Genomic DNA, 11,806 nt, shown 5'->3' with positions numbered 1-11,806 from the left:
CCGCCGAACTCCCCCCCCCCCCGGGCCCCGCCCACCCGGGCGTCGCCCCCCCAAATCACCAGCTCTCCCCCCCCCACCATTTTAGACCGCCCCCCCCCGCTCCGAGTGGGACAGCGTTTGCGCTGGTCAGCGCGGTGTCAGACCTCTACGACGACGGGCAGGATCATCGGGCGCCGACGGTAGTTGTCGGAGACCCACTTGCCCAGCGTGCGGCGGACGAGCTGCTGCAGCTGGTGGGGTTCGACGACACCGTCCTGTGCCGACTTCTCCAGGGCTTCGTTGACCTTCGGGATGACGGCGCTGAACGCCGAGTCCTCGATACCGGAGCCGCGGGCCTGGATGTGCGGTCCCCCGGTGATCTTTCCGGAGGTGGAGTCGACCACCACGAAGACCGAGATGATGCCCTCGTCTCCGAGGATGCGCCGGTCCTTGAGGGAGGACTCGGTGACATCGCCGACCGAGAGGCCGTCCACGTACACATAACCGGCCTGGACCTTGCCGACGATCTTGGCCTTGCCCTCGACCAGGTCGACGACCACGCCGTCCTCGGCGATGACGATCCGGTCCTGCGGGACACCGGTCATGGCGCCGAGTTCGGCGTTGGCGCGCAGATGGCGCCATTCGCCGTGCACCGGCATCAGGTTGCGCGGCCTGCAGATGTTGTAGAAGTACAGGAGCTCGCCGGCCGAGGCGTGGCCCGAGACGTGCACCTTGGCGTTGCCCTTGTGGACGACGTTGGCGCCCCAGCGGGTCAGGCCGTTGATCACGCGGTAGACCGCGTTCTCGTTGCCCGGGATCAGGGACGACGCCAGGATCACGGTGTCGCCCTGGACGATCCGGATCTGGTGGTCGCGGTTCGCCATCCGGGACAGTGCTGCCATCGGCTCGCCCTGTGAACCCGTACAGACAAGAACGACCTCGTGGTCCGGCAGATCGTCGAGCGTCTTGACGTCCACGACGAGTCCGGCCGGGACACGCAGATAGCCCAGGTCACGGGCGATGCCCATGTTGCGGACCATCGAGCGGCCGACGAAGGCGACCTTGCGGCCGTATTCGTGGGCTGCGTCCAGGACCTGCTGGATGCGGTGCACGTGGCTCGCGAAGCTCGCCACGATGATGCGCTTCTGGGCTCCGGCGAAGACGGACCGTACGACATTGGAGATGTCGCGCTCCGGCGGGACGAAGCCCGGGACCTCGGCGTTCGTCGAGTCCGAGAGGAGGAGGTCGATGCCCTCCTCGCTCAGACGCGCGAAGGCGTGCAGGTCGGTGAGCCGGCCGTCGAGCGGCAGCTGGTCCATCTTGAAGTCGCCGGTGTGCACGACCATGCCCGCGGGGGTGCGGATGGCGACGGCCAGGGCGTCCGGGATGGAGTGGTTGACCGCCACGAACTCGCAGTCGAAGGGGCCGATCCGCTCGCGGTGCCCCTCCTTGACCTCGAGGGTGTACGGGCGGATGCGGTGCTCCTGGAGCTTCGCCTCGATCAGCGCGAGGGTGAGCTTGGAGCCGATCAGCGGGATGTCCGCCTTCTCGCGCAGGAGATAGGGGACGGCACCGATGTGGTCCTCGTGCCCGTGCGTGAGCACGATGCCCTCGATGTCGTCGAGGCGGTCCCTGATGCTGCTGAAGTCCGGCAGGATCAGGTCGATTCCGGGCTGCTCCTCCTCGGGGAAGAGCACGCCGCAGTCGACGATGAGCAGGCGGCCGTTGAACTCGAAGACCGTCATGTTGCGGCCGATTTCGCCCAGGCCGCCGAGCGGGGTGACGCGCAGGCCACCTTCGGGAAGCTTCGGCGGGGAACCGAGCTCGGGATGCGGATGACTCAAAAGACTCTCCTACCCATGCGCGCCACGTCCTCCTTGAAGGCACGTGGCGCGCATGACGTTCGTGCGATGCAGTTGTCGCGTTCAGTTGGTGCGTACGTGTTCAGTTGTGCGTCGTATTCAGTTGTGAAGTCTGTGATCAGAGGTGTACCCCGCCGGCGGCGAGATCGATCTTGAGCTGTTCGGTCTCCTGGGCGGAGAGCTCCACGAGCGGCAGGCGCAGGGGTCCGGCGGGCAGGCCCTGGAGGGCGAGCGCGGCCTTGGTGGTGATGACGCCCTGCGTACGGAACATGCCGGTGAAGACGGGCAGCAGCTTCTGGTGGATCTCGGTGGCCTTGCGGACGTCGCCGGAGTTGTACGCCTCGAGCATGGCGCGCAGCTCGGGCGTGACGACATGGCTGACGACGGAGACGAAGCCGACGGCTCCTACGGAGAGCAGCGGGAGGTTGAGCATGTCGTCGCCGGAGTACCAGGCGAGTCCGGAGCGGGTGATGGCCCAGCTGGCTCGGCCGAGGTCGCCCTTGGCGTCCTTGTTGGCGACGATCCGCGGGTGCTCGGCCAGTCGGACGATCGTCTCGGTGGAGATCGGGACGCCGCTGCGACCGGGGATGTCGTAGAGCATCACCGGCAGCTCGGTGCTGTCCGCGATGGCCGTGAAGTGCCTCAAGAGGCCTTCCTGCGGCGGCTTGTTGTAGTACGGCGTGACCGTCAACAGGCCGTGCGCACCGGCCTTTTCGGCCGCGAGGGCCAGCTCGATGCTGTGGTGCGTGTCATTCGTGCCGACGCCGGCGACGACGTGGGCGCGGTCACCGACCGCTTCCAGTACGGCTCGTACGAGATCGGCTTTCTCCGCGTCGCTCGTGGTCGGGGACTCGCCGGTGGTGCCATTGATGATCAGGCCGTCGTTGCCTGCGTCCACCAGATGGGCGGCCAGTCGCTGCGCGCCGTCGAGGTCGAGAGCGCCATCCGCCGTCAGTGGCGTGACCATGGCGGTGAGGACCCGCCCGAAGGGGGTCTGCGGAGTCGAGATCGGAGCCATGGGTAACACGCTACTCGCTGCTCAGTGCGTGGTCGCCCCTCGGGGGAGGCGCCGGCCGTGACGGGGCGTGACAAAAGGAGCCCGGCACTGCCTGCTCGGGGGTTCAAGCAGTGCCGGGTCCGTTTGATCAGGCTAGATGAACTTCTCGAAATGCCGCAATACGGACACTTCGCAAGGAGGTTCGGGGCGACGGCTCTGAAGCTGCTCACTCACCGTTACTGAGCGAGGTGGCCGTTCTTGTTGAACACCTCGCGCATGAGCGGAGAAAGAACCGACCGGCAGGACCGAACGGGCAACTCCGTCCTCCGTGACGCCGCTTCAGCGGTCGGAGGCCTCGGAGTGCTGGGTCTGCGCCGGGGCGGTGTCCGGGGACAGGGCGGGCATCCCGAAGAGCAGGGCACCCACCAGACCGGCGACGACGGTGAGGCCGACGAGCGTGCGGCCGGCTATCTGACCGGCGGTGGCGCGCTCTTTGGGGGGCGGGGTCACATTGCTGCGGTACTTGTCGGCTTCGGCGATGAAGGCGAACGGGACGGGCTCTCGCCGACGGAACATGGTGGGCGCTTCTCCTCGGGTCACTCGTGGCTACTGGTGTCTCGTACCCATACAGACGCGTAGAAGCGCACAAAGGTGCCGCGAAATCGGAAATTTCAGCGAAGAACATCGGAGACCGCCGCACGTGGTGCCTAGCCTGAACGGCGCGGCACGGACTCCGCTCGGACCCCCGGGACTGGTCGCTCATGGAATGCCTGGGTAGCCTCACCGAGCACACCTTCGAGCGGGCTTGAGTGAGGATTACGTCGTGCCCCTAGCCTTCCTTACAGCCGACCGCGCATTCGACCAGGCGGACGACGTCGCGCTGCCCTTCGACGACCGCGACCAGTGGCGCCGGCCGTACCGGCCCGGTCCGTGGCGCGTCGGTGCCGCGGCCTTGTTGCTGCTCCTGGCCTCGTACATGCTGCTCGCCGCGATGATCATCGCTCTCGCGGACGCGCCCTCCGCCGGTGCCCTCTGCGGCATCGGAGCGCTTCTCGTGATCGCCGCCTCGCTGCGGCTGCTGCGGGTCGGCACCTGGGTGAGTGCGCGGGGCGTACGCAGGGTCGGGTTCTTCCTGACCAGGACCGTGCCGTGGAGCGGTGTGGCCTCGGTGCGGACCACGCAGCAGCCGGTGCGCTGGCTCGGCCTTCCGCGCACCGTGCAGGGTCAGGCGGTCGTCCTCGTACCGGGTCATGGCAAGCCGCTCACGGATCCGCTGATGACCTCGCACAACGGGGACTTCCTGGGGCGGCCCGAGGCGTTCGACCGCGCCGCGGACACGATCGAGGCGTGGGCCTACGAGTACCAGCCGGCTCACTGATTCATCGGGTTCGCCGCCGACTCATCGGATATGACAGAGCCCCGCCCGGCTTCGCGCCGGGCGGGGCTCTGTCATCGGGGTCCGGTTCAGGCCGGGTTGCGCTCACGCAGTGCGATCGCACGCTGCATCGCCTTACGGGCGCGGGGGGTGTCCCGTGCGTCGTGGTAGGCGACCGCGAGGCGGAACCAGCAGCGCCAGTCGTTCGGCGCGTCCTCCGTCTCGGCGCGGCGGCGGGCGAAGACCTCGTCGGCCGAGTCGCGGTCGATACGGCCGCTGGGCAGCCGCTTGAGCTCGTCGACCGGAAGCCCGCCCTCGGCTTCCAGCTCGGCGGCCAACTTCCCTGCCTTGCGGGCGAATTGGGTCGTCTTCCAGAGGAACCACAGGCCGATGAGCGGCAGGATGAGCACCGCGACGCCGAACGTCACGGTGAGCACGGTGCCCTGCTCTATGAGCAGGACACCGCGGCTGCCGACCAGGACGAAATACGCGACCAGGGCGGCGGCCAGGGCGAAGTAGGTGAGCTTTGCGCGCATCGGCTCGTCAGTTGCCCAGGTCCAGGAAGTGCTCCAGGCCGAAGGTGAGGCCCGGGGTGTCCACCACGCGGCGCACGCCGAGCAGGATGCCCGGCATGAACGACTTGTGGTGCAGCGAGTCATGGCGGATCGTGAGCGTCTCGCCCTCGCCGCCGAGCAGCACCTCCTGGTGGGCGAGCAGACCCCGCAGGCGTACGGAGTGGACGGGCACGCCGTCGACGTCCGCGCCGCGGGCACCGTCGAGGGCCGTGGAAGTGGCGTCGGGCTGCGGGGCGCAGCCTGCCTTCTCCCGGGCCGCCGCGATCAGTTGGGCGGTGCGGTGCGCCGTACCCGAAGGGGCGTCCGCCTTGTTGGGGTGGTGCAGCTCGATGACCTCGACGGACTCGAAGAACCGGGCCGCCTGCTGGGCGAACTGCATGGTCAGGACCGCGCCGATGGAGAAGTTCGGCGCGATCAGGAAACCGGTCGACGGGGACTTCGCCAGCCAGTCCTGCACCTGGGCGAGCCGCTCGTCGGTCCAGCCGGTGGTGCCCACCACGGCGTTGATGCCGTGGCCCGCGCAGTACTCGAGGTTGCCGAGGACCGCGTCGGGGTGCGTCAGGTCGATGGCGACCTGGGCACCCGCATCGGCGAGCGCCTCGATCTTGTCGTCGCGGTCGAGCGCCGCCACGAGCTCCATGTCCTCGGCGGCCTCGACGGCGCGTACGGCCTCGGAGCCGATGCGGCCCTTCGCACCGAGGACCGCCACACGCAGCTTGCTCATTTGCTTGATTCCTTACGGGAGTTGGGCGACGTCAAGAAGCCGGGCTAGGCGACCGCTTCGTGCAGCCGGGCCGCCTGGCGGTTCTTCAGCGGGCCGATCACCGACAGCGAGGGCCGCTGCCCCAGGATCTCGCGGGCCACTTCCCGTACGTCGTCGGGGGTGACCGCAGCTATCCGGGCCAGCATGTCGTCGACCGACATGTGCTCGCCCCAGCAGAGCTCACTCTTGCCGATCCGGTTCATGAGCGCACCGGTGTCCTCGAGGCCGAGGACGGTGGAGCCGGAGAGCTGGCCGATCGCGCGGCCGATCTCCTCGTCGCTCAGACCATGCGCGGCGACCTGGTCGAGCTCGTCGCGGCAGATCTTCAGGACGTCGTGGACCTGCGACGGACGGCAGCCCGCGTACACACCGAACAGGCCGCAGTCGGCGAAGCCCGAGGTGTACGAGTAGACCGTGTACGCGAGGCCGCGCTTCTCCCGTACCTCCTGGAAGAGGCGGGAGGACATCCCGCCGCCGAGCGCGGTGTTGAGCACGCTGAGTGCCCACCGCCGCTCGTCGGTACGGGCCAGACCCGGCATGCCGAGGACGACATGGGCCTGCTCGGTCTTGCGCTCGATCAGCTCGACCTTGCCGGACGCGCGCAGGATGCGGCGGCCGTCGCGCGGGGCGATCGGGGTGGCGTCGGTGGCCTTGAGCGCGCCCGCTTTCTCGAAGGCGGCGCGGACCTGGCGTACGACCTTGTTGTGATCCACGTTTCCGGCGGCGGCGACCACCAAGTGGCGCGGATCGTAGTGCTTCTTGTAGAAGCGGCGGATCCGGCCCGCGTCCAGCGCGTTGATCGTGTCGACCGTGCCCAGGACCGGGCGGCCGAGCGGGGTGTCGCCGAGCATCGTGTGCGCGAACAGGTCGTGCACGCAGTCGCCGGCGTCGTCCTCGGTCATCGCGATCTCTTCGAGGATCACGTTGCGTTCGGCGTCCACGTCGGCCTGCTCGATCAGCGAACCGGTGAGCATGTCGCACACCACGTCGATCGCGAGCGGGAGATCGGTGTCGAGCACCCGCGCGTAATAGCAGGTGTACTCCTTGGCCGTGAACGCGTTCATCTCGCCGCCGACCGCGTCGATCGCGGCGGAGATGTCGAGCGCGGTGCGCTGCTTGGTGCCCTTGAACAGGAGGTGCTCGAGATAGTGCGTCGCGCCGTTCAGCGCCGGGGTCTCGTCGCGGGAACCGACGTGGGCCCAGATGCCGAAGGTCGCGGAGCGTACGGAGGGCAGGGTCTCGGTGACCACGCGCAGACCGCCGGGGAGGACGGTGCGACGGACGGTGCCGATGCCATTGCTGCCCTTGAGAAGCGTTTGGGTACGGGCGACGGCCCGCACCTCCGAGGAGGTACGGGCCGTCGCCGCGGTGCTACGGGACGTCACTTGGAGGCGTCGTCCTTCTCGTCCGAGGCCTTCTCGTCGCCCTCTTCGCCCTCGATGACGGGGATGAGGGAGAGCTTGCCGCGGGAGTCGATCTCGGCGATCTCGACCTGGACCTTGGCGCCCACGCCGAGCACGTCCTCGACGTTCTCCACGCGCTTGCCGCCGGCGAGCTTACGGATCTGCGAGATGTGCAGCAGACCGTCCTTGCCCGGGAGCAGCGACACGAACGCACCGAAGGTCGTCGTCTTCACGACGGTGCCCAGGTAGCGCTCGCCGACCTCCGGCATGGTCGGGTTGGCGATGCCGTTGATCGTGGCGCGCGCGGCCTCGGCCTGCGAGCCCTGCGCGGCACCGATGTAGATGGTGCCGTCGTCCTCGATCGTGATGTCGGCGCCGGTGTCCTCCTGGATCTGGTTGATCATCTTGCCCTTGGGGCCGATGACCTCACCGATCTTGTCCACCGGGATCTTGACGGTGATGATGCGCGGCGCGTTCGGGGACATCTCGTCCGGAACGTCGATCGCCTCCACCATCACGTCGAGGATGTGCAGACGGGCGTCGCGGGCCTGCTTCAGCGCGGCGGCCAGGACCGAGGCGGGGATGCCGTCGAGCTTGGTGTCGAGCTGGAGCGCGGTCACGAACTCCTTCGTACCGGCGACCTTGAAGTCCATGTCACCGAACGCGTCCTCCGCACCGAGGATGTCGGTGAGGGCGACGTAGTGCGTGTCGCCGTCGATCTCCTGGGAGATCAGACCCATGGCGATACCGGCGACCGGGGCCTTCAGCGGCACACCGGCGTTCAGGAGCGACATGGTCGAGGCGCAGACCGAGCCCATGGACGTCGAACCGTTGGAGCCGAGGGCCTCGGACACCTGACGGATCGCGTAGGGGAACTCCTCGCGCGTCGGCAGGACCGGCACGATGGCGCGCTCGGCGAGCGCACCGTGGCCGATCTCGCGGCGCTTCGGCGAACCGACGCGGCCGGTCTCACCGACGGAGTACGGCGGGAAGTTGTAGTTGTGCATGTAGCGCTTGCGGGTCACCGGGGAAAGGGTGTCCAGCTGCTGCTCCATGCGGAGCATGTTGAGGGTGGTGACGCCCAGGATCTGGGTCTCGCCACGCTCGAACAGCGCCGAGCCGTGCACGCGCGGGATGGCCTCGACCTCGGCCGCGAGCGTACGGATGTCGGTCAGGCCACGGCCGTCGATGCGGACCTTGTCCTTGATGATGCGCTCGCGGACCAGCTTCTTGGTCAGCGCGCGGTACGCACCGGAGATCTCCTTCTCGCGACCCTCGAACTGCGGGAGCAGCTTCTCGGCGGCGATCTCCTTGACGCGGTCCAGCTCGGCCTCGCGCTCCTGCTTGCCGGCGATGGTGAGCGCCTGCGAAAGCTCGGAGGAGACGGCGGCCGTCAGGGCCTCGAGCACGTCGTCCTGGTACTCCAGGAAGACCGGGAACTCACCGGTGGGCTTGGCAGCCTTGGCGGCGAGCTCGGCCTGGGCCTTGCAGAGGACCTTGATGAAGGGCTTCGCGGCCTCGAGACCCGCGGCCACGACCTCTTCGGTCGGCGCCTGGGCGCCGCCCTTGACGAGCTCGATGGTCTTCTCGGTGGCCTCGGCCTCGACCATCATGATCGCGACGTCGCCGTCCTCCAGGACGCGACCGGCGACCACCATGTCGAAGACGGCGTCCTCGAGCTCGGTGTGCGTCGGGAACGCGACCCACTGACCCTTGATCAGCGCGACACGGGTGCCGCCGATCGGGCCGGAGAAGGGCAGGCCGGCCAGCTGCGTGGAGCAGGAGGCGGCGTTGATCGCGACCACGTCGTACAGGTGGTCGGGGTTGAGGGCCATGATCGTCTCGACGATCTGGATCTCGTTGCGCAGGCCCTTCTTGAACGACGGGCGCAGCGGCCGGTCGATCAGACGGCAGGTGAGGATGGCGTCCTCGGAGGGACGGCCCTCACGGCGGAAGAAGGAGCCGGGGATCTTGCCGGCCGCGTACATCCGCTCCTCGACATCCACCGTGAGCGGGAAGAAGTCGAGCTGGTCCTTGGGCTTCTTGGACGCGGTCGTGGCCGAGAGGACCATCGTGTCGTCGTCCAGGTACGCGACGGCGGAGCCGGCGGCCTGCTTGGCCAGGCGGCCCGTCTCGAAGCGGATGGTGCGGGTGCCGAAGGTGCCGTTGTCGATGACGGCCTCGGCGTAGTGGGTCTCGTTCTCCACTAGCGGTTTCTCCTACGTTCGTCGTACGCGTTCGTCTGCGTACGTATGCGTCTTTAGTCCTGGGCCGCCCGTATGGCGGGGGACTGGCGTCCGGGCCGCCGTGTGGCGGTGGACTGGGCGGAGAAGCGCGCCTCGGATGCGGGCCGGTCTTCGATCGAAGCACCCGGGGTGGCCTGTTCGCCTGCTGTGAGGCTTACGAGGCCCCGGGGGCCACTACCGAGGACCGGCGGCGGCTGTGGGGGCGCCTCTCCTATGAGTGGTGCTGAGTGATGCTGGGTGGTGCGTTTTCAGTGTTGCGTTGTGCCCACCAGACTACAAAGCCTCGGTGTCACTACGCACGTACAGCAAAGGGAGCGGCCCCCTAAGAGTGGGAACCGCTCCCTTTGTGGCGTCTTACTTGGCGCCGCCGGCCGCACCGCGGCGGATGCCGAGGCGGTCGACCAGCGCACGGAAGCGCTGGATGTCCTTCTTGGCCAGGTACTGCAGGAGGCGGCGACGCTGGCCGACCAGGATCAGCAGACCACGACGGCTGTGGTGGTCGTGCTTGTGGGTCTTGAGGTGCTCGGTCAGGTCCGAGATGCGACGCGAAAGCATGGCGACCTGGACCTCGGGGGAGCCGGTGTCACCTTCCTTGGTGGCGAACTCGGCCATGATCTGCTTCTTCGTGGCGGTGTCGAGGGACACGCGAACTCCTCTGTGTCAGTGATGTGCCGCCGAGTGCCCCTGGTCTACATCTCAGGGGAGCTTCCTTGACTCGGAAGGCGGGGATCCGCTGGGCGCGAGCCCCGGAGTCTTACGTCGCGGGGTGCGTACACAAACGGCCGTTACACAGAGTACCAGCCGGGCGTGGCGCGCCTTACCGCAGCCTGGTGCGGATCAGGACATGGCCTCGTGCGGATCAGGACGTGAGCGCCCGGATCGAGTGGTACACGTCGAAGACCGCGAGGCACAGCGGGAGCAGCGTGAGCAGCACCATGGACTCGGCGATCTCCAGGAAGCGGCCCCAGAACGGGGTGACGCCCTTGCTGGGCACGATCAGGCCGATCGCCGTGATCAGGGCGGCACAGAGCGCGATCGCGGTCGTGAGCCAGATCATCCGGATGTCCAGGGCCAGACCGTCGCCGCGCAGCGCGTCGTGCCACAGCTCGAGCGGCGGGTTCAGGGCGAGCCCGAGGCCGAGCAGCACCAGGGCGGCGAGGCCGGCGGCGAGCGCGCAGCCGACCTGGGCGGTGTAGCGGAAGAGGTGGGCGCGCATCAGGAGCGCGACGCCCGTGGCGAAGGCGAGCAGCTGGCCCCAGACGTTGTCCGAGAAGCCGAGCACGCCGGCCGCGGTCACGGCGACGAGGGCGCAGCCGCCGACCAGGCCCACGAGGAGTTCGTGGCCGCGCCGTGCCTGGGCCGCGATGCGCTCCCCGTCTACCGGTCCCTGGGGGGTGCGGTCGTCGCCGTTGCCGTAGTCGCCGACCGTCGTACGGGGCGGCTCGAAGCCGATGGGCAGCCGGGCGAAGCGGGCCGAGAGGCCGGGCAGGAAGGCGAGGACGCCGACGGCGAGCGGGGCGCAGGCCGCGGCGGCCTCGATCGGCTCGATCTCGGTGAGGATCGCCACGAAGGTGATCAGGAGGCCGATCGTGGAGGCGAAGACGAAGGCCACGAAGGGGCCGTCGCCGCTCGGCGTCACGATCATGAGGATCACGGAGAAGAGCAGGACGGCCGCGCAGGCGAGCAGGAACTGGAGCTTGCCGACGCCCTGGCCGGTGGCCGGGGGCAGCAGTCCGGAACCGGCGACCGCGGCGTTGGCCAGCGCACCGACGCCGAAGGCGACCGCGGAGGCGCGGTCGTCGTACACACGGGCCCGTACGCACGACAGAGCGAGCAGCAGGACGCCCGCGACGGCGGCCAGGATCCCCGGCAGGCCGTGCATGTCGTGGCCCATGCCCGAGGTCCACAGCACGAAGGCGAGCAGGACGAGGAGCACCGAGCCGCCGAAGAGGCCCGCGCCGCGCATCAGGCCGTCGGACCACAGCGTGCGGTCCTTGGCGACGGCCGAGGCGACCGCGTCCGAGACGTCGTCGAAGACGGCCGGCGGCAGCGAGTCGGCGAAGGGGCGCAGTGAGAGCAGTTCGCCGTCGAGGATGCGCTGGGTCGCGAGCGAGCCCGCGCTGTCGAGGACCGTGCCGTCGCGGCGCACCAGGTGGTAGCCGACAGGGGCGCCGGGGGCCGGGCTCTGTCCGGAGAGCCGCAGGATCTCGGGGTAGAGATCGGCGACCGGGATGTCATCGGGCAGGGCGACGTCGACGCGGCTGTCGGGGGCCACGACCGTGACGCGGCAGAAGCCGGTGCCGCCGACGGCCGGCGTTCCGGGGCCGGGCCGGCCCGCCGCGCCCGAGGCCGGCGCTTGGACGGTCGTACTCACTGCTGCTCCCCCTCGTACGTGTTACGTGAAGTTCGTGAGGTGTCCGGCAAAGTGCACAGATACGGACCTTCGCAGCAGGTTCCGTAAAGCCCCTGAATTTTGCGCTGGTTCGCGGCTGCGTACTACCGGAAGACGTTCCGTGGTGCTTACCTCATCCGTATCTCGCGACACCCTACCGCCCGTGCGTCCCGTGGTACGCAAGTAGGATCACCCCCCGCGGACGGGCCTTGTC

Annotated in this window: 10 protein-coding genes; 1 reads left to right on the top strand and 9 read right to left on the bottom strand. The window is 68.7% G+C overall.

Features of this window, described 5'->3' with window-relative positions; translation table 11 throughout:
• Positions 1-137: 137 nt before the first annotated feature.
• From ABT367_RS27955 to ABT367_RS27945, 3 genes are all read right to left on the bottom strand, one after another.
• Positions 138-1,823 (bottom strand): ribonuclease J, encoded by a 1,686-nt coding sequence (locus ABT367_RS27955; RefSeq protein WP_352255920.1) that lies wholly within the window; start codon positions 1,821-1,823, stop codon positions 138-140.
• A 136-nt stretch (positions 1,824-1,959) separates the two neighbouring features.
• The gene (gene dapA / locus ABT367_RS27950; protein ID WP_352255918.1) at positions 1,960-2,859 is read right to left on the bottom strand and encodes a 4-hydroxy-tetrahydrodipicolinate synthase; all 900 of its coding nucleotides are present in this window, start codon (positions 2,857-2,859) and stop codon (positions 1,960-1,962) included.
• 318 nt (positions 2,860-3,177) lie between these two features.
• On the bottom strand, positions 3,178-3,414 hold the full coding sequence (locus ABT367_RS27945) for a hypothetical protein (protein WP_352255916.1): 237 nt from the start codon (positions 3,412-3,414) through the stop codon (positions 3,178-3,180).
• Between the two features lie 247 nt (positions 3,415-3,661).
• On the opposite strand from ABT367_RS27945, the gene ABT367_RS27940 reads away from it, so the two are divergent.
• Positions 3,662-4,216 carry a hypothetical protein gene (locus tag ABT367_RS27940; RefSeq protein ID WP_352255914.1) on the top strand — a complete coding sequence of 185 codons (555 nt, stop codon included), beginning with the start codon at positions 3,662-3,664 and terminating at the stop codon, positions 4,214-4,216.
• A gap of 86 nt (positions 4,217-4,302) precedes the next feature.
• Here the strand turns inward: ABT367_RS27940 and ABT367_RS27935 are convergent, their stop codons facing one another.
• The 6 genes from ABT367_RS27935 to eccD all read right to left on the bottom strand — a co-directional run bounded on the left by ABT367_RS27935 (position 4,303) and on the right by eccD (position 11,574).
• Positions 4,303-4,749 (bottom strand): hypothetical protein, encoded by a 447-nt coding sequence (locus ABT367_RS27935; RefSeq protein WP_165333519.1) that lies wholly within the window; start codon positions 4,747-4,749, stop codon positions 4,303-4,305.
• 7 nt (positions 4,750-4,756) lie between these two features.
• Complete coding sequence (dapB, locus tag ABT367_RS27930; RefSeq protein ID WP_352255912.1) at positions 4,757-5,512, bottom strand: 4-hydroxy-tetrahydrodipicolinate reductase; 756 nt, start codon at positions 5,510-5,512, stop codon at positions 4,757-4,759.
• Positions 5,513-5,556: 44 nt separating this feature from the next.
• On the bottom strand, positions 5,557-6,936 hold the full coding sequence (locus ABT367_RS27925; protein ID WP_352255910.1) for a M16 family metallopeptidase: 1,380 nt from the start codon (positions 6,934-6,936) through the stop codon (positions 5,557-5,559).
• Entirely contained in the window at positions 6,933-9,161 is a 2,229-nt protein-coding gene (locus tag ABT367_RS27920) for a polyribonucleotide nucleotidyltransferase (protein WP_352255908.1), read from the bottom strand. Before ABT367_RS27920 ends, ABT367_RS27925 begins: the two co-directional genes overlap by 4 nt.
• Before the next feature lie 393 nt (positions 9,162-9,554).
• A complete protein-coding gene (gene rpsO, locus ABT367_RS27915; protein ID WP_165333511.1) occupies positions 9,555-9,845 on the bottom strand; it encodes a 30S ribosomal protein S15 in 291 nt (96 codons plus the stop codon).
• Positions 9,846-10,059: 214 nt separating this feature from the next.
• Positions 10,060-11,574, bottom strand: coding sequence for a type VII secretion integral membrane protein EccD (gene eccD, locus ABT367_RS27910; RefSeq protein WP_352255906.1), 1,515 nt, complete (start codon positions 11,572-11,574; stop codon positions 10,060-10,062).
• Positions 11,575-11,806: the final 232 nt, after the last annotated feature.

Source organism: Streptomyces mesophilus (genome assembly GCF_040300965.1).
GTDB lineage: Bacteria > Actinomycetota > Actinomycetes > Streptomycetales > Streptomycetaceae > Streptomyces > Streptomyces mesophilus_A.
The sequence above is the reverse complement of the archived record's forward strand: the minus strand, read 5'-3'. Positions and strand labels throughout refer to the sequence as shown.